This is a genomic window from Haloterrigena salina JCM 13891 (assembly GCF_000337495.1).
Lineage (GTDB): Archaea > Halobacteriota > Halobacteria > Halobacteriales > Natrialbaceae > Haloterrigena > Haloterrigena salina.
Genome location: NZ_AOIS01000018.1, coordinates 1 through 17,398 on the forward strand (window position 1 = coordinate 1; position 17,398 = coordinate 17,398).

General features: G+C 67.2%; 18 protein-coding genes, 1 tRNA gene and 1 pseudogene. 10 read left to right on the forward strand and 10 right to left on the reverse strand.

The annotated features are described in order from the left end of the window. Both C477_RS04700 and C477_RS04705 read left to right on the forward strand, forming a co-directional pair. Positions 1 to 431, forward strand: a pseudogene (locus C477_RS04700) (phosphoglucomutase/phosphomannomutase family protein); the annotation flags it as partial. A gap of 94 nt (positions 432 to 525) precedes the next feature. After that, complete coding sequence (locus C477_RS04705) at positions 526 to 897, forward strand: hypothetical protein (protein WP_008893301.1); 372 nt, start codon at positions 526 to 528, stop codon at positions 895 to 897. A gap of 59 nt (positions 898 to 956) precedes the next feature. On the opposite strand, the gene cysE is transcribed toward C477_RS04705, so the two are convergent. The 4 genes from cysE to C477_RS04725 all read right to left on the reverse strand — a co-directional run bounded on the left by cysE (position 957) and on the right by C477_RS04725 (position 3,471). After that, positions 957 to 1,466, reverse strand: a complete 510-nt coding sequence (gene cysE / locus C477_RS04710; RefSeq protein ID WP_008893302.1) for a serine O-acetyltransferase — start codon at positions 1,464 to 1,466, stop codon at positions 957 to 959. A gap of 217 nt (positions 1,467 to 1,683) precedes the next feature. Beyond that, positions 1,684 to 2,352, reverse strand: coding sequence for a metallophosphoesterase family protein (locus C477_RS04715; RefSeq protein WP_008893303.1), 669 nt, complete (start codon positions 2,350 to 2,352; stop codon positions 1,684 to 1,686). Between the two features lie 68 nt (positions 2,353 to 2,420). Continuing rightward, positions 2,421 to 2,819 (reverse strand): hypothetical protein, encoded by a 399-nt coding sequence (locus C477_RS04720; RefSeq protein ID WP_008893304.1) that lies wholly within the window; start codon positions 2,817 to 2,819, stop codon positions 2,421 to 2,423. Positions 2,820 to 2,880: 61 nt separating this feature from the next. Beyond that, the gene (locus C477_RS04725; RefSeq protein ID WP_008893305.1) at positions 2,881 to 3,471 is read right to left on the reverse strand and encodes an IMP cyclohydrolase; all 591 of its coding nucleotides are present in this window, start codon (positions 3,469 to 3,471) and stop codon (positions 2,881 to 2,883) included. 108 nt (positions 3,472 to 3,579) lie between these two features. Here C477_RS04725 and C477_RS04730 point away from each other — a divergent pair, with 108 nt between their 5' ends. From C477_RS04730 to C477_RS04740, 3 genes are all read left to right on the forward strand, one after another. After that, positions 3,580 to 4,137: a homing endonuclease associated repeat-containing protein gene (locus C477_RS04730; protein WP_008893306.1), complete on the forward strand. Its 558-nt coding sequence runs from the start codon at positions 3,580 to 3,582 to the stop codon at positions 4,135 to 4,137. A 132-nt stretch (positions 4,138 to 4,269) separates the two neighbouring features. Further along, positions 4,270 to 4,342: transfer RNA gene (locus tag C477_RS04735), tRNA-Gln, on the forward strand. Between the two features lie 129 nt (positions 4,343 to 4,471). Then, the gene (locus C477_RS04740) at positions 4,472 to 5,182 is read left to right on the forward strand and encodes a rhodanese-like domain-containing protein (protein ID WP_008893307.1); all 711 of its coding nucleotides are present in this window, start codon (positions 4,472 to 4,474) and stop codon (positions 5,180 to 5,182) included. A 1-nt stretch (position 5,183) separates the two neighbouring features. Here C477_RS04740 and C477_RS04745 read toward each other — a convergent pair whose 3' ends face one another. Continuing rightward, complete coding sequence (locus C477_RS04745) at positions 5,184 to 6,548, reverse strand: oxidoreductase (RefSeq protein WP_008893308.1); 1,365 nt, start codon at positions 6,546 to 6,548, stop codon at positions 5,184 to 5,186. 154 nt (positions 6,549 to 6,702) lie between these two features. Between C477_RS04745 and C477_RS04750 the strand changes: the two genes are divergently transcribed. Next, the gene (locus C477_RS04750; protein ID WP_008893309.1) at positions 6,703 to 6,912 is read left to right on the forward strand and encodes a hypothetical protein; all 210 of its coding nucleotides are present in this window, start codon (positions 6,703 to 6,705) and stop codon (positions 6,910 to 6,912) included. 175 nt (positions 6,913 to 7,087) lie between these two features. Here C477_RS04750 and C477_RS04755 read toward each other — a convergent pair whose 3' ends face one another. Further along, positions 7,088 to 8,131, reverse strand: a complete 1,044-nt coding sequence (locus C477_RS04755; RefSeq protein WP_008893310.1) for an NAD(P)-dependent alcohol dehydrogenase — start codon at positions 8,129 to 8,131, stop codon at positions 7,088 to 7,090. Positions 8,132 to 8,317: 186 nt separating this feature from the next. Here C477_RS04755 and C477_RS04760 point away from each other — a divergent pair, with 186 nt between their 5' ends. Continuing rightward, on the forward strand, positions 8,318 to 9,382 hold the full coding sequence (locus C477_RS04760; protein ID WP_008893311.1) for an amidohydrolase family protein: 1,065 nt from the start codon (positions 8,318 to 8,320) through the stop codon (positions 9,380 to 9,382). Next, entirely contained in the window at positions 9,382 to 10,197 is an 816-nt protein-coding gene (locus C477_RS04765; RefSeq protein ID WP_008893312.1) for an iron-sulfur cluster assembly protein, read from the forward strand. The genes C477_RS04760 and C477_RS04765 overlap by 1 nt, the downstream gene beginning before the upstream one ends. Positions 10,198 to 10,229: 32 nt before the next feature. On the opposite strand, the gene cgi121 is transcribed toward C477_RS04765, so the two are convergent. Both cgi121 and C477_RS04775 read right to left on the reverse strand, forming a co-directional pair. Further along, a complete protein-coding gene (gene cgi121 / locus C477_RS04770) occupies positions 10,230 to 10,766 on the reverse strand; it encodes a KEOPS complex subunit Cgi121 (protein WP_008893313.1) in 537 nt (178 codons plus the stop codon). Beyond that, positions 10,766 to 13,177: an ATP-dependent DNA helicase gene (locus tag C477_RS04775; protein ID WP_008893314.1), complete on the reverse strand. Its 2,412-nt coding sequence runs from the start codon at positions 13,175 to 13,177 to the stop codon at positions 10,766 to 10,768. Before C477_RS04775 ends, cgi121 begins: the two co-directional genes overlap by 1 nt. Before the next feature lie 148 nt (positions 13,178 to 13,325). Between C477_RS04775 and C477_RS04780 the strand changes: the two genes are divergently transcribed. Next, entirely contained in the window at positions 13,326 to 14,573 is a 1,248-nt protein-coding gene (locus C477_RS04780) for a magnesium transporter (protein ID WP_008893315.1), read from the forward strand. Between the two features lie 198 nt (positions 14,574 to 14,771). After that, a complete protein-coding gene (locus tag C477_RS04790; RefSeq protein ID WP_008893317.1) occupies positions 14,772 to 15,206 on the forward strand; it encodes a universal stress protein in 435 nt (144 codons plus the stop codon). A gap of 21 nt (positions 15,207 to 15,227) precedes the next feature. Here C477_RS04790 and C477_RS04795 read toward each other — a convergent pair whose 3' ends face one another. Both C477_RS04795 and C477_RS04800 read right to left on the reverse strand, forming a co-directional pair. Then, positions 15,228 to 16,436 carry an inorganic phosphate transporter gene (locus C477_RS04795; RefSeq protein ID WP_008893318.1) on the reverse strand — a complete coding sequence of 403 codons (1,209 nt, stop codon included), beginning with the start codon at positions 16,434 to 16,436 and terminating at the stop codon, positions 15,228 to 15,230. A 109-nt stretch (positions 16,437 to 16,545) separates the two neighbouring features. After that, positions 16,546 to 17,346, reverse strand: coding sequence for a class I SAM-dependent methyltransferase (locus tag C477_RS04800; protein WP_008893319.1), 801 nt, complete (start codon positions 17,344 to 17,346; stop codon positions 16,546 to 16,548). Between the last annotated feature and the right edge of the window lie 52 nt (positions 17,347 to 17,398).

Here is a 17,398-nt window from a genome sequence, read left to right on the forward strand (position 1 = left end):
CTCTCGTCGGCGGCGAGGAGTCGGGCGGCTTCACCGTCCGCGGCCACGTCCGCGAGAAGGACGGCGTCCTAATGGCGCTGCTGGCGGCCGCGATGCACGCCGAGGAGCCGCTGGACGAGCGGGTGGACCGGCTGCTCTCCGAACACGGCACCGTCGTCCAAGACAAGATCAGCGTCGCCTGCCCCGACGAGGAGAAGACCCGCGTGCTCGAGGACCTCGAGGCGGAAATCCCCGACGACGTGGCGGGAACCGCCGTCGACGGCGTCAACACCGCCGACGGCTTCAAACTGCAATTGGCCGACGGCTCGTGGCTGCTGATCCGTCCCAGCGGGACCGAGCCCGTCCTTCGGGTCTACGCCGAGGCCGAGGACGAGCAGCGGGTCGCGGAACTGCTCGAGGCCGGCGAGGAACTGGTCGAACCGCTGGTCTGAGCGTCGCTTCGAACCGGTTTTCGACCCTCGAGCCGGCGCCCGGGTTGCGACTTCCGGGCCCTTCTTTACCCGCGTCGGTCCGTTCTGTACGCCTATGAGCCAACGCGATCACGAGGACGCCACGTACATGGAACTCACGCCCGACGCGTGGCACCAGAGCGACGAGGGCAACTACTACATCGACTGCCCGGAGTGTGGCTCCGCGGCGTCGCTGATGAACATCGTCAAGCACGGCCGCTGTAACGGCTACATGAACCAACAGGAGGACGAGACCGAACTCGACGAGGAGGCCTTCGACTGCACGGCGAAACTCCACCTCGAACTCGGCTACCGCTCCGCGCCCGACGAGACGTTGAGCGAGGACGCGCCCGGCGAGTCCGCCAGCGACGCCGAGACCGAGGAGGGCGTTCCGTCGTCGGAGGAGCCGGCGGGCTCGGACGGCGTGGTAAGCGGCGATCAGCAGTAAGAGTCGAACAGTTCGAGCGATCCGTGCTCCGCGTTCCGTTTTCCCGTTCGCGACGTCGCTCAGTCGACGCGTTCCGCCGGGACGCCGACGACCGTCGCGCCCGGTTCGACGTCGTCCGTGACGACCGATCCCGCGCCGACGGCCGCGTCCTCTCCGATCGTGATATCGCCGAGCAGCGTCGCGTTTGCGCCGATCTGGACGCCGTCCTCGACGGTCGGGTGGCGCTTGACCGGCTCGTTCGTATCGCCGCCGAGCGTGACGCCGTGGTACATGTGGACGTCGTCGCCGATAGCGGCCGTCTCGCCGATCACGACGCCCATGCCGTGGTCGATCGTCACCCGCTTCCCGACCGTCGCGCCCGGGTGGATCTCGACGCCGGTCAGCAGCCGCACGACGTTGGACAGCAGCCGCGCGGTGAGTTCGAAGCCGGCGGTCCAGAGCCGGTGGAGCAGCAGGTGCGCCCAGACGGCGTGGAGGCCCGGATAACAGCACAGGACCTCGAGTCGGCCCGTCGCCGCGGGGTCGCGGGCGGCCATCGCCCGGACGTCCTCACGAATCCGCCGAAACATCGCTCACCCGGTTGCCCGCGGCCGGAGCGGTCCCAACGCGATGCTGTCGGCGCGATCTCCCACGAGGACGCGGCCGACAGCAACACCGGCCACTGTCGCGACGAGGATACTCCCTGTCGGTACGCCCGGTGTGGCCGGTGGCTACCATATCCGGGCATACCGCCGAAGGCGCCTAAAAGGGTTCGTTTCCGCGCGGTCTGGCGCCGACCCGAGGCCGTCACTTCCCGCGGGCGAGTCGGCGGCCGATCCGTTCGGGGAGTCCCGCCTCCGCGACGGCCGCTTGCACGGCCTCGATATCGTACTCGAGGCGGCGGGTCTCGACGGTCATCGCGTCGAGGTCGACGACGGCGTAGCCCGCCCGCGGGTCGCCGTCGCGGGGCTGGCCGACGCTGCCCGGGTTGAGGACGATCCCCTCCGCGAACTTCTCGACGCCCTGGACGTGGGTGTGGCCGAGCACGAGAACGTCCTCGTCGCCGAGCAGTCGCGGCGAGAACTCGTCCGGATACGTATAGCGGGTGTACCGGTCGGGATCGTCCGGGTGACCGTGGACGAGTTTCACCCGTCCGTCGCACTCGAGTCGCTCCGCAGGGCGGGACTCGAGCCACGCCAACTGGTCGTCGTCGAGGCGCTTCTTCGCGTGTTCGACGCCCGCCTTCGCCATCCCGTTGAAGCGAAACGGGGTGGTCGCGGCGACCGCGGCGTCGTGGTTTCCCATCACCGTCGGCACGTCCCGCTCGCGGAGTTCGTCGACGCACTCTGCGGGCCACGGGTTGTAGCCGACCACGTCGCCGGCACACAGGAGTTCGTCGACGGGGGGCATATCCTCGAGGACGGCCTCGAGGGCGACCCGGTTGCTGTGGACGTCCGAGATGAGTCCGACCTTCATGCTCGAAGGTAACCGTCGCGAGGGATTTGTAGGTTGGCCGCCCGTCGCGTCGAGGTCGGTCGAGACCGCTACTCCGCCGCCCTGCGCGTCCGGACCCCCTTGAAACCGACGATCGCAACGGCGCCGAGCACGTTGCCGTGGACGAAACTGGCCACCATGGCTATCGATACGTTCAACGCAGTGAGCGCGCTCGAGACGAGCGCGACGGCCGCGACGATGACGAGCACGCGACCCAAAACGCTGCTGTCTCGAAACCACGAGCCGGTCCCCGTACCGACCGACGCAGCCGCTGCCGGTCCCGCCGCAATCGCGAACGTGACGAATCCGACTGCCGCCGCCGTCCAGACGATCGCGTCCGCCGTCGCGAGCCGCCAGATCGCTAACGCGGCCAGTAGCGACGCGAGCGCGAGGTCGCGGCGCGTCGGCCGTCCCGCGGGTACCCAGCGAGCGGTGCTATCGGTAGCCATCAGGAACAAAACTGTCGTCCAGCTGCATACATTTCTGGGCTGATTGGACTCGGGGACGCGCTCAGTCGCCGTTCTCGATCGCCGTCTCGAAGCCGTCGTCGGTCCGGACGACGCCGGCCGCACAGACCGCGTGTTCGAACTCGAGGTCGTACGCTTCGCTTGCCGCCGCCTCGGCGCTCTCGGCCTCGAAGTCGATCGGCTCGGGGGCGTTCTTCTCGTAGGTCGCGACCAGTGTCGGCTCGTCGACGGTCTCGACGAGCAGGGCGTCCTTCCGGACCGTGCCGATCAGCGCCTCGCCGTCCGCCCCGATCGTCGCCGCGATACGCGGCGTGTCGTAGTCGTCTTTCTCGTAGTCCAGCGCCAGCAGGCTCTCCGCGAGGGCGTCGCGGGCGGGGTAGCCCAACTCGAGTTTCTCCGCGATCGGATCGACGTGCGAGCCGTTGCCGAAGGCGACCGTCTCGACGGTCGGCGTCTCGACGACGCGCAGACAGTTATAGGAGACGTAGGGGTTGTCCGTCTCCGGGGCGTCCTCGGTGGGCCCCACGGTCAGGGCCTCGTCTCGAGCGGTGAGCTCGCGGTTCGGGAACGATCTCGAGGAGACGCGGTAGGCGCCACCCTCGGGGCCGACGACGACGAATCGTCCGACGTACATACTCGAGCGTGCGCGCGACCGGGAAAAAGGGGTGTCGGTTCTAATTCGTGGCAGAGTCGCGCCGGTATCGTCCGAGAGTTTATCCGATATCGGGCGGCCAACCGTGATGTGACTACGGAGACAGAGTGCCTCGAGGCGTTGCGGGAGGCCGCCGAACGGCTCGGCGAGTCGCCGACGAAAGCGCAGTACGAGGAACTTGGATTGACTCCGGCGTCCGCGACAATTATGGACGTATTGGACGGCTGGAACGCGGCGAAAGAGCGTGCAGGATTGGAGACGTTCGATCCGTGTGTGACTGGCGGACAGCCCGTCCAGCCGAAACTGGACTGGGTCGATATCCCAGGTGATGTCGAGTGGGAGGAACTCACGGGCCAACAGCGCTGGTACTACAAGAACCGCGAAGCGCGAATCGAGCGAAAGGACCGCCGTCGTGCGGAGATCCGCGAGTGGCTCTATACGTACAAGGAGCGACACTGCGAGTGCGATCGGTGTGGAGAGAGGAGACCACCGTGTCTCGATTTTCATCATCCAGATGAGAAGGAACACGGTATTGCGACGATGGTGGTCAACGGACACTCGAAGGCCAGTATTCGCGAGGAGATCGAGCGCTGCATCGTCCTCTGTGCGAACTGCCACCGTATGGAACACGCCGATTCACCGGCGTGATAATCGCCGTAAGTGACGGTGATTGATTGGGGTGCCTTCTCATGCTGGTCCTGACCGAGTCCGTAACACTCTAATACAAACCCCGACTACAAACTGGTACGTCGTCGGTAATCGAGACCGGCGAAACATGTCAGTCCATTAGGGTAGCGGCCAATCCTGAAGCCTTCTGGGGGCTTCGACGCTGGTTCGAATCCAGCATGGACTACTCCTTCCGTTCTTTCGACTCGAGTACCACCCCAGCCACTTCTGGCGATTTCCACCCGAAACAAGGGGGTCCGACGAGCGCCTTCCGTCACCAGAAGCCCTATCTCGTCGTCGCCGCTAGTGGTCGACTATGAACCGACGGACGTTCCTCGCCGTCAGCGGGGCGACGACGGTGGGCGTGGTTGCGGGCTGTCTCGGGAACAACAGCAATGCGACCGCGGCCAACGAATTCGACTACGAATTGTACTCGACGCCCAGCGGCGTCGACGTTCCGCTAGCCCCGGTCGACGACGTCTACGAGTGGTACAAAAACGACGAGGCGCGGTTCGCAGATGCGCGCGGTCGGTCCCAGTACGACGAAATGCGAATCGAAGGCGCCGTCTTCTCGCCGGCGAAGGCGGCGGGCGATATCGATGACGACCCGGTCGAGGAATGGTCGAAAGACACCCGGATCGTCACCTACTGTGCGTGTCCGCACCACCTGTCGTCCCAGCGCGCCGCCTCGCTGATCGACGCGGGATACGAACACACGTACGCGATCGACGAGGGACTCCGCGGGTGGAGGGACCGCGGCTACCCGCTCGAGGGGTCGAACGTCGACGCCGAATGGAAACTGTACGAGATCGACGGGACGACCGATTCCGAGTACGCAGGGCAGATGGTCGCTCTCAATCAAATCGATGCGAACCGCAGCGAAGTGGCACCGATCCAGGATGACGGCTCGTACACGCTCCAACTCCACTTCGCGGGATCGACGGACTCGCAGTTCCGCGTCGAGGCCCCCGACTACACCGTCGAGGGAACCCTCGAGGAACTGACGAACGGTACCGTCTCCGGATAAGTTACGATTCAGGCCGTTCGTACGCCCCCTCGCGCTCGAGTTCGCCCCGCGCTCGAAGCACGTCCGGCGTCCGACAGATGCCGGGGGCACCCGTGACCTGCGGCACGGTACAGTTGTTACAGCTCTCACAGAGAACGCGCGTCCGTTCGTTCTCGTTGCCGCCAATTCCGCTCTCGAGCAGCCGCGCCCCGAGCCGCGGTTCGGCGTAGAAGGGCCGGGCCATGCCGACCATGTCGCAGGCCGGCGGCTCGCCTTCGCCGAGCGACTCACTGCTCGAGCCACCGAGCAGTCGATCCATCTCCGCTCGCTCGCGAATCCCCCCTTCCGCCAGCACGGGGATCGATACCCGCTCGCGAACGCGCTGACAGAACTCTTCGTTCCACGCCGGCTCGAAGTCGTATTGTATCGACTGGATCCGGTTAGCCAGCGAGACGAGTCGCTTTCGCATCGCGCCGCCGAACGCGGCGTCGTACTCCGCTTGTAATCCCTCGTTGGTCCACGCCCGCTCCGGATACGCCCCGCGGACGATACTCATGTCCCAGACGACCGACGTCTGAACCGGCACGACCGCGTCGTAGCCGATTTTCTCGAGTCGACGGGCGATCTCGACGCCGTCCTCGAGCGACAGCTTTCGGCGAACGATCGGCGCGGGCGTCTCCGCGGGGACTTTGGTCATCAGCGGGACGTCGCCGGCCCGCTCGCGGATCTCGTCGTGGACGACGGCGAGGAACTCGAGTCGCGCTTCCGGGCTCCCGCCGAACTCGTCGTCGCGCCGGTTGTAGAACGGCGAGAGGAACTGCTGGACGATACCCATGTTGGCCCCCGCGAGGTGAATACCGTCGTAGCCGGCGTCGACCGCGGACGCCGCCGCCCGCCCGAAATCGGCTGCCAGGTCGTACACCTCGTCGGTCGAGAGGACGTGCGGGTCGTAGGAGAGAAACCCGAGTCGGTCGAGCAGCCGCAGCTGCCACGGCGGTCGCGAGACCGCGAGTTGCTCGAGGCCGGGATGGTCCCGGCGGTACTCGTCGTGCCAGGTCTCCATGCTCCGGAGGCCGCCGTGCTCGAGTTGAACGAAAATTCGGCTCCCGTGGTCGTGGATTCGCTCCGTGAGGCGGGACAGTCGCTTCACGAAGTCGGGATCGTGGACGCGGGTCATCCCCGGCGCGGCGCAGCCGCCGTCGCCGCGGACGATCGTCGCGCCCTGACAGATCAGGCCGACGCCCGACTCGGCGGCCGGCTCGAGATCGTCGATTAGCGCGTCGACGGCGTCGGGCCCGTTGCCCGCACACTCGAGCAGCGGCGCACGGTAGAGCCGGTTGGGGATCGTGACGCCGCCGATCTCGATGGGGTCCTCGAGGGTGGCCATGCAGGGCGTATCATGGGGCCACACAAGAGGATAGCGGCGGCCGAGCGGAGGCTCGCGTATTGGCCGATCGAATCGGTGGCCCGTTCGGGCTCCGTCGAACGGCGTCGGCGAATGGCTGAAGTGAGATGAATGCTAACGTACAACACGTATCGCGATGTCCGTAGAGACCGATCCGATCACGGATCCGCCGACGTGCTCGGTCTGTGACGTCGAGATGCGACTCAGCGGCGAGGGGACCTCGAAGACCGTGCCGCTCATCGGGAGCCAGGTCGAGTTCCGGCAGTTCAACTGCCCGGAGTGCGGGCGGGGCGTTCGATACGAACGCTCCGATCCGGACGAGGCGTGGTCCCGTCCCACCCGCTGAGCGCCGCGCCGAGCGGGAGCCGTCCGGGGACTCGGCCGAGGTACCGCCCGAAAACCGTCCGTCCAAATTTTTGCCGTTAGAACGGGATCGCCGCCGGTCGCGAGCTCCCGGCTGTTGACCGGCGACGACCGCAACGGTTGCCGTCGGGGGCCCACCTCGGGCCGCTTCGGTCGCCTCACGGCGGCTGGATCACCGCTCGGCCCTCGATCTCGTTGTGCTCGAGCCGTTCGGCGACCGTGTTGATGTCCGAGAGGTCGTGGCGTTCGGTTCGCAGTTCGACGTCGCCGCGGTCGACGAGCGCGACGAGTTCCTGGAGTTCGGCGTACTTGCCGACCAGCGTGCCCCGAAACGAGAACTCGCCGTCGACGAGCGCCTGGCTGGGTTCGTGGATGTGACCGCCGTAGCCGACGATGTGGTGGTCGCCGCCGGCGGCGACGACGTCGGCCGCGAGCCCGGTCGTCTCGTCGCTCCCGACGAAGTCGATCACTTGCCGGGCTCCCTCGTCGTCGGTTACGTCCGCAATCACGTCCTCGAGGTCCTCCTCGGCGGAGTTGACGGTGTGACGAGCGCCCAGTTCTTCGGCCAGCTCGAGGGCCTCGTCCTTGATGTCGGCGGCGACGATGTCGGCGGCGCTCATCGCCTCGAGACACTGGAGGCCGATGTGGCCGAGGCCGCCGACGCCGACGACGACGCAGGTGTCGCCGGGGTTCAGTTCGCCGACCGCCTTCTTGACGGCGTGGTAGGCCGTGATCCCCGCGTCGGCGTGGGGCGCGATCTCGGTCGGATCGACGCCGTCGGGCAGCGGGATCACCGCGCGCTCGTTGGTCTGGAGGTACTCCGCGAAGCCGCCGTCGGTCGTGAGCCCGTTGAACGCGCTGTTCTCGCAGTACATGTCCTCGCCGAGCCGGCAGGGGCGACAGATGCCACACGTCTGGACGGGGTGACAGATCACCGGATCGCCCTCCTCGACCAGCGTCACCTCCTCGCCGGTTTCGGCGACGACGCCGGCGTTCTCGTGGCCCAGCGTCATCGGCAGGTCCTGGGGCGCGTAGTCTTCCCACATCCCTTCGATGATGTGGTTGTCCGTCTGGCACCATCCTGCGCCCTCGACTTCGACCAGTACCTGATCCGATCTCTCGAGGTTGGGCCGGTCGATCTCGTCGATCGAGAGCGCCTCGCTCATCTCGCCGGTGTACTCGTGGAGTCTGGCTGCTTGCATGGAATCGCGTTACAGTTCGCCGTCACTCGTGATAACATTCCCCACTGATATCGATTCGCGTGACTGTCTGAATATTGGTATTACGCGTCGAACGGGCTTATTTAGGCTCCGAACACTAGTGTGCGATCGTAACTCAAACGCATCTGAAAAAGAGTAATGTGGTGTGGTAACGACGTGCACTGTGCGATGTACCAGCACAACGGGGAGGAGATCTTCGTCATCGACGGGCACGTCCACCTGTGGGACGCCACGGAGGAGAACATCAAACACGAGGGCGGCGAGGAGTTCATCCAGTGTTTCTACGACTATCACACGACGTTCACCCCGGAAGATCGGCAGTGGACCGTAGACGAGTATCGGAAGTACGGCGCCGACCGAATGGTCGAGGACCTGTTCGGCAACGCCGCCGCGGACATGGCGATCTTCCAGCCGACGTACCTCACCGACTTCTACGAGGACGGCTTCAACACGACCGAACAGAACGCCGAACTCGCGGAGGAACACCCCGAACGGTTCGTGCTCAACGGCACCTTCGATCCTCGCGACGGTGAGGAGGGGCTCGAGTACCTCGAGGACCTCCACGAGTCGTACGACATTCCGGGGGTCAAGCTCTACACCGCCGAGTGGCGCGGCGAGTCGAAGGGGTGGCGACTCGACGACGAGGAAGCGTTCGAGTTCTTAGAGAAGTGTTCCGAACTCGGAATCGAGAACATCCACGCCCACAAGGGACCGACCATCCGGCCGCTGAACCGCGACGCCTTCGACGTGGCGGACGTCGACGACGCGGCCTCGTCGTTCCCCGAACTCAACTTCGTCGTCGAGCACGTCGGACTCCCCCGCCTCGACGACTTCTGCTGGATCGCCGCCCAGGAGAACAACGTCTACGGCGGGCTGGCGGTCGCCGCGCCGTTCGCCCAGAACCGGCCGGGCAAGTTCTCCGAAATCATGTCCGAACTCCTCTGGTGGCTCGGTGAGGATCGCATCCTGTTCGGCTCGGACTACGCGCTGTGGAATCCCGACTGGCTCGTCGAGGAGGTCCTCGAGGCCGAACTCACGCAGGAACACCGCATGGAGTACGGCGTCGAGTGGGACCTCGAGACCAAGAAGAAGGTGATGGGCGAGAACGCCGCCGAACTCTACGATATCGACATCGAGGAGAAGCGCCGCCAGTTCCAGGACGACGAGATCAGCCGGGAGTTCGATCTCGGGGACCACTACGCCAGCGAGGAACCCGCGGCGGCCGACGACTGATGACCGGGACCGAAGCCGACGGTTCGACGTCCGCGCTCTCGCGGACGGCCGTCCGCGACCGGCTGGACCGCGTCACCGATCCGGAACTGGATCGCTCGATCGTCGAACTCGAGTACGTCGATCGGATCGAGATCGACGGCGACCGCGTCGACGTCGAGTTCACGCTCCCGACGGCGTGGTGTTCGCCCGCCTTCGCCTGGATGATGGCCGTCGACGCCCGCGACGAAGTCGAGTCGCTCTCGGCGGTCGAGACGGCCCGGATCACGCTTCGCGAACACATGCACGAGGCAGAGATCAACCGCGGCGTCAACGAGGACCTCTCGTTCGCCGAGACGTTTCCGGACGCAGACGGCGACGTCGCGGCGGTCCGCGCGGAACTCGACGAAAAGGCCCGCGTCGCCCGCCAGTACGACGCGGTCGAGACGCTGCTCGAGGCCGGACTCGACGCCGAGGCGATCGTCGCCCTTCGTCCCCGCGACCTCGAGCGACCCGAAGCGGACGGAGACGATGTCGCGGTCGGTGCGACCGCCGACGCGACTGAGGCGGTCGCCGTCTACGTCCGCGACCGCTCGTTCGCGGTCAGCGTTCCCGCGGAACCGATCGAACGCTACCTCGAGAAAGCCCACGAGATCGACCTCGTCTCGGGGCCGGACGACGTGTTGTTCCGGACGCCCGAGGGCGAGCCGATCGACGCCGACTCGTTCGACCTCGTCCACCAGCGGGGTCGGCTCGCGCAGGTCAACATGTCGAGTCAGGGCGGAATCTGCGATGGCCTCCGGGAGGCGAGAGAGGGCCGTCTCGCGGCCGACGACTGAAATCTCATCGGCCGCGAGTTCCCTCGGGCCGGCTACTTCTCGACCTCGAGCAAGGCCACCCGCTCCCGAACCAGCGCCGACAGCGAGGCGTCGGTCGCCGCCCGTTCGGCGTCGGTGATCTCGAAGAACGAGTGGAGCGTCTCCTCGTCGGACTCCTCGAGGGTCGGTTCGGTCGCGACGACGGCTGCGAGGTCGGCGACGGCCTTGAGGGCAGCCGTTTCGTCGGCGTCGCCGTCGTCGCGAACCCCTTCGTTTCCGGTGGAATCCTTGTCAACGAGGACCACGGACCTGGTCTCGCCCTCGTCGACGCCCATCTCGAGAGCGCGGTCGATCTGGCGGCGGCCGGCGGCGTACAACAGGATCTCGACGGCGCGATCGCGGGCGACGTTCTCGCCGCGGGAAATTGCGCGGTCGGCCAGGTCGACGGCCCGCTTGAGGTGGGCGCGATCGGCGACGTAGCGGGCGTCGAAGGCCTGAATCGTTACGTCGTGGCGGTCGCCGATCGAACCGAGGTCGGCGACGAACGCGTCGAGGTCGTCGATCGAGAGGGTACACTCGAGTAGCTCCATCAGAAATCACCCAGACTGGACTGACTGTCGTCGGATTCGGTCTGTGCCGCCGCCGCTTTATCGCCGCTGTTCGAGTCCCCGGTGTCCGCACCGTCGACGTCGATGCCGGCCGGCTCGACGCCGTCCATCGACGGATCCTCGCGACCGGCGTTCTCGAGGATGTTTTCGGCCGTCTTTTCGCCTTTGAGGACGCTCAGTACGACGCCCTTGTCGGCGGTCCGCAGGTCAGCAGGTTCCTCGATACCCGCGTCGTGGAGCCGACGGGCGCGCTTGCGGCCCACGCCGCCGACCGAGACGAGTTCGAGCAGCTCCTCACCGACGCCGTGTTCGACGCGGGCGCGGGCCTCGCGGACGGCGACGGTCCACTCGCTGTCGATCTCCGCGGCCAGCGACTCGGCGGCGCCGAGCAGCCACTCGGCGGTGTCGACCTTCCCGCGGAGGTCGCCGGGCCCGATCTTGTACCGGTCCGTGATCGTCTCCTCCTCGGTCTCCTCGGCCCAGTCCTCGAGCAGTTTGCCCGTCTTCAGCGCGGCCAGCCAGTCCTCGAAGCGGTCCTCCTCGTACTCGCTCGGGGCGTCGCCGAGCAGTTCGGCCTCGCGCTCGTAGAAGAGCTCGCCGAACTGCTCGTCCTCGCCCGAGCGCAGGTAGAGTTCGTACATGTCCGGCGTCCGCGAGACCAGCTGGTAGAGGCCGAGCGCGGTCGGGCGCTCGTCGGCCCGCTCTAAGCCGTGGACGATCTCGGCGGCGCTCATCGGATCGAGGTAGAGCCGCGAGACGGTGTGGCCGAGGCTGGTCGCCTCGAGGGTCTCCTCTCGCTTCGCCGCCTGCTGTTCGGCGAGGTCGGCTGCGGAGGTGAACGGTCCGTCGTTGCTGCCGTCCGCTTCGTCGCCACTGCTGTCCCGCTCGCGCTCTCGCGGTGACCCACTCGAGCGTCCCGAGGCGCGTGGCGCCTCGCGCTCGATGAAGTCGTTCCGCTCGAGATAATCCAGCACGTCGTCGGTCACCGACTCGAGCCGGCCCGCCTCGCTCGACTGGCTCGCGTAGAGGGTCGCCTCGAGGAACTCGAGCAGTCCACCGCGCGTGCGGGCGAAGCCGGAGGCGATGGTCGCGAGCACGTGGGTCCGGAGGGCGGGTTCGGCCGCCAGCTTCGAGCGCACCGGCTCGGGGTCGGCCCAGATGTACCGGTCGAACAGCTCCTCGCTCTCGTCGTGGCTCTTCGCGAGCAGGACGGCCTCGCCGTAGGGGTCGAGCCCCGGCCGGCCCGCACGCCCCATCATCTGGTGGACTTCGAGGACGTCCAGCGGGGCCATCCCGCCCGCGCTGGGGTCGAAGCGCCGCCAGTCGCGGACGATGACGCGGCGAGCGGGCGTGTTCACGCCGGCGGCGAGCGTCGGCGTCGCCGAGATCACCTTCAGCAGGCGGTCCCGAAAGGCGTCCTCGACGAGCGAGCGCTGGGTGCTCGAGAGCCCCGCGTGGTGGAAGGCCGCGCCGCGCTCGACGCAGTCGGCCAGGTCCGCGCTGGTCTCGGTGTCGCTGTCGTCCCGAATGTCGTCGGCGAGGTCGGCAAGTTCGGCGCGTTCGTCCTCGGTGATTTCGCGACTCGAGACCTGTCCGAGTCGCTTGGCGGCGCCCTCGGCGTTGCGCCGGGAGTTGACGAAGACGAGCGAGGAGCCCCCTTCCTGGAGGATGTCGCGAACGAGCGCGGCCTCCTGCTTCTCCGACCCCTCGACGGGAACTTCCCTGGTCGAGCCGTCGTCGAAGTTCAGGGCGTTCCCGTAGTGGACCCCCATCTGGAGGTCGATCGGCCGCCAGTCGGTATCCACGAGGGCGGCGTCGAGCCAGTCGGCGATCTCGTCGGCGTTGCCGACGGTCGCCGAGAGGGCGACGACCTGCATCCCCGGGTTCAACTGGCGGAGCTTCGCGAGAGTGACCTCGAGGGTCGGCCCTCGGTTGCGGTCGTCGATGAGGTGGACCTCGTCGCTGACGACGCAGGTCAGTTCGGAGAGCCAGTCGGCGCCGTTTCGCACCAGCGAGTCGACCTTCTCGCTTGTCGCGACGATGATGTCCTTCGTCGCGAGCCAGTCGTCGGTGCTCTCGTAGTTGCCGGTCGTGACCCCCGTCGTCACGCCGAACTCCTCGTAGGCCTCGAACTCCTCTTTCTTCTCGCTGGCGAGGGCTCGCAGGGGGACGATGTAGAGCGCCTTTCCGCCGCGCTGGACCGCCGACAGCATCGAGAGCGCGGCGATCATCGTCTTCCCGCTGGCGGTCGGAACGGCCGCGACGAGGTTCTCCCCGTCGGTCGCGCCGGCCTCGACCGCCTCGGCCTGGGGCGGGTAGAGCTCCTCGATTCCCTCCCCCCGGAAGTGGTCGGTCGCGCCGGGCGGGAGCCCCGTCAGCTCCTCGAGATTCATTATCCGTCCTTGGCGCGTCCCGCGGTTTAAAGTATCGTCTCAACGCTGCTGCTCGCGATCGGAGTTTCTCAGGGAGCCGGCGCCACACCGTCGTCCGATTTCTATCCGCTACCCTAACCGTTTAGGGCGGCGTGAAGGTCATCGACGTATGGCCGAACAGCTAACGGACGTCCAGCAGGCGATCGCGACGTCGTCGACGCCGGCCGCGGAGTTCCAGCGGTTGTCCCGAAGCCGGCAGCGGGAGGTGTTCTTCCTCCTCCCGGAGACGATCCAGCAGTCGCTCGTCGAGGACATGGACCCCGACCAGTTGCGGGAGTTCGTCCGGCGGCTCGACCCCGACGAAGTGACGGATATCCTCGCGCTGGCAGACGACGACACCCGGTCCGCCGTGCTCCGGCGACTCGACGAGGACCGCCGAGAGCGCGTCGAGTTCCTCCTCGGATTCAGTTCCGAGAGCGCCGCCGGCCTCATGCACCTCGACTACGTCACCGTCGACGTCGATCGGGGCCTCGAGGAAATTTCGAACCGCGTCCAGCGCCACGAGGCCCGGACCGGCCGGATCCCGACCATCTTCGTCACCGACGACGGGGAGTTCGTGGGCGAACTTCCCGGACAGGTACTGGCGATGGCCGACGACGGACCGGTGGAGATCCGTGAGCACGTCCTCGAGACGCCCGCGGTCGCGTACGACGCGTCCGACGAGAACGTCATCGACGTGTTCCGCCAGCACCCCGAGAGTTCGGTCGCCGTCTTGGACGACGACGGCTCCGTCATGGGCGTCATCTACGCGGAGGACCTCCTCCGGGTCGTCGAGGAGGAGGCGACGGAGACGCTCTACGAGTTCACGGGCGTCCAGGAGGAGGAGAGCATCCTCGACGGCCCGCTCTCGAAGGTCCGGTACCGGTACAAGTGGCTGATCATCAACCTCGGGACGGCGTTCCTGGCGGCCGGCGCGGTCGGCTTCTTCGAGGACACGATCGCGGCGTTCACGCTGCTGGCGGTGTACATGCCGGTCGTCGCCGGGATGGGCGGGAACGCCGGCACGCAGTCGATGGCCGTGACCGTCCGCGGCATCGCCCTCGATCAGATCTCGCTGTCGACCGGGGGTCGGGCCGTCGTCAACGAGATCATCGCCGGCGCCGCGAACGGTCTCATAACAGGAGTCCTCGTCGCCGTCATCGCGTCGGTGTTCAATCAGAGCCCCCTCTTGGGGTTCGTGCTCGGCGTGTCGATGGTGTTGAACCTCGTCATCGCCGGCTTCTTCGGGACGATCATTCCGCTGCTCCTCGACAAGATCGGCAAGGATCCGGCGACGTCGGCGACGATCTTCATCACGACGATGACCGACGTCCTCGGCTTCTTCATCTTCCTGGGGCTGGCGCAAGCGGTCCTCTGAGGGAGGTCTCACCGCCGTTTCGACGGCATCACTTTTCGTACGATCGGCCGACTCGAGTAACCGGCAAACCGCTCGAGCGTATCGACCGACTCGAGGACGGTAACCGAATGTCTCCCGTCGAGTCGCCGATCGTCGTCCCGATCGGTCGGCGACGATACCGGCGATAGACCGATAGCCGTGGCGATCGAACCCGTCCCCATGGTCGATTCCGACCGCGTCCTCGTCCCCACGCTCGGCCGTCCGCGGGAGGACGAGGCGCTGGCCTACGCCCTCGAGACGTTTCCCGACGCCGCGATCACCCTGCTGGCGGTCGTAACCCCCCTGGACGCGCCGCTCAGCGAGGGCGGTATCCTGGAGCGAAGCGAGGAGCGAACCGAACGGGCGCGAACTAGCGCGGCCGACCTGCTCGAGTCGGTCGGCGATCCGACAGCGGCGGAGCGGGTTCGAGTCGAGACGGCCGAGGGCCGGCCCAGAACCGTCGTTCCGCAGTACGCGAGCGACGCGGACGTCGACCACGTCGTCATGTACGGCCACGGGTCCGACACGCGCGGTTTCGTCCGGCGGTTTCTCGGCCGCGGTGTCGCCACGACCGTCGTCGAACGGACCTCGCGCCCGGTGACGGTCCTCGAGTGAGACGCCGGTTCTCGAACGGGACTACCCGCCGATGACGGCCGCGAGCAGGCGGTAGAGCCCGTAGCCGACCGCGGTCGAACTCCCCAGCGTCAGCAGCCAGAAGGTGATTGTGACGCCGATCTTGCGCCGCGAGACGCCCGCTGAGCCGCCGGCCAGTCCGCCACCGATGACCCCCGAGAGGACGATGTTGTTCAGCGAGATCGGAATCCCGAGCGCGATCGCCAGCTGCGCGACGATAAAGCCGGGCACGAGCGCGGCGATCGAGCGCCGGACGCCGAGTTGGGCGTACTCCCGCGAGGTCGCCTGTAGCAGGCGCGGCGCGGCCATCCAGGCGCCCGCGAGGATGCCGGTCGCGCCGAGCGCCAGCAGGACGATTCCCGGCAGGCCGAGTTCCACTCGAAAGAGGTTCTCGAGCGGCCCGGTCGCGAGGCCGACCTGCGAGCCGCCCGAGGAGAAGGCGACGATGCCGCCGAGGACGAGCAGGAACGAGCGGATGCCGTCCTCGACGGAGTCGCGAACCCGTTCGCGGACCCAGTAGAACGCGAGGGCCCCGACTCCGATCGTCACGAGGGCGGTACCGAGGTCGAACTCGCCGACGAGCGCCGGCCCGCCGCCGAACTGCCGGGCGACGAATCCGGCGAGGGTGCCCTGCTCGGCGGTCGGATCGGGAATAACCCCGAGGCGGACGTTCGCGACGATGGCACCGACGATGCCGGCCAGCAGCGGGACCCCGGTCGTCTCGGGGACGTCGTCGCGCCGCAGGACCGTCGCCGTCGCGTACGCCAGCCCGCCGGACATGATCGGCACCAGCGCCCAGAAGATCCCGAGTCGGCGGTAGGTCGCCACGGCCGGGTCGCCGCCCAGCGAGAGGCCGACGCCGACCATCGCGCCCGTCGTCGCGAACGCGGCCGGGATCGGATACCGCGTGTAGATCCCGATCGCCATGAACGTCGCCGCCGTCAGCAGGCCGGCGGTGGCCGCCAGCGGCGTGATCGCGACGACGTCGATGAGTTCCGCGCCGACCGTCTCGGAGATGCTCCCGCCTTGCATGAGCGCTCCCGCGGCCGCGAGCAGCCCGATCACGAACGCGGCCTGCATCGTCGAGATCGCGTTCGCGCCGATCGCGGGCGCGAAGGGCGGCGAGTTGCTGTTAGCCCCGAGTACCCACGACATGAACAGACAGGTGACGATCGCGGTCCCGACGAGTACCGTAGACGACAGTGCGACCATTTCGTCTCGTACCGCGTCGTTCCACGACCCACTGGAAAAGCGTTGGCTCGAGGGAAGTTCCGGAGCCGTGCGATGGGCGCGGTTCCGGTTACTCGCTCACGTGGGACGATCACGTGCTCTCGATGGACGCCTCTTCCAGTACCGCACGGTAACGAGCGTCACCGTCGACCCGGAGCACGTCGCGGACGCGCCACGGCGTTTCGGCGGTCGCCTCGCGGAGTCGAGCGGGCGAGCACAGCAGGAAGTGGAGCGTCCGTCCGATCTCGCGGTACCGCTTGCCGTCGGCTCCATTGCGCTCGAACTCGAGGTGAAAACACCGGTGGGCGATTCCCTCGCGGGGATCCGACCGGTAGCCGAAGCACTCGTCCAGCCGGGTCGGATCGTAGTTGTCGACGACGGCCGTCGCCTCGTCGGCCGTGACGCGGGCGAACTCCCGAAGTAACTCGCGAATCCCGGCCAGCGAGCCGCCCAGCCCCAACTGCGTGCCGACGGCGTGGACGGCTCCGAACGCGCCCGTCGGCACCGGTAGGGAGAACATGTCGCCGACGAGCGTGGCCTCGAAGCCCCGTTGGCGGGCCGTCAGCACCGCGTTCGGACTCGCGTCGACGCCGACGGCCCGGACGCCGCGGTCGGCCCACCACAGGAGGTGGTTCCCCGCGCCACAGCCCACGTCGAGGATCGGCTCGTGGTCGGACAGGCGCTCGAGGACCTCGATCGTCGTCCGGTCCCAGGACTCGCTGGACGAGAAGTAGAACGACTCGACGTTGCCGTCCTGGGTTGCGGCGCCGTCGCGATAAACGAGTTCTCCCGGTTCGTCGCGGTGGTGTGCGAGCATCGCTCGGCCGAGCGGATCGGCCACCGCCCGCATCTCGTCGCGATCCCCCGCCGGTCGGGTGCGCTCTCGATCCATGTTCCAGTGGACGATCCGACCGATAGTAATGTTTTGGTGACATTTATTCCAT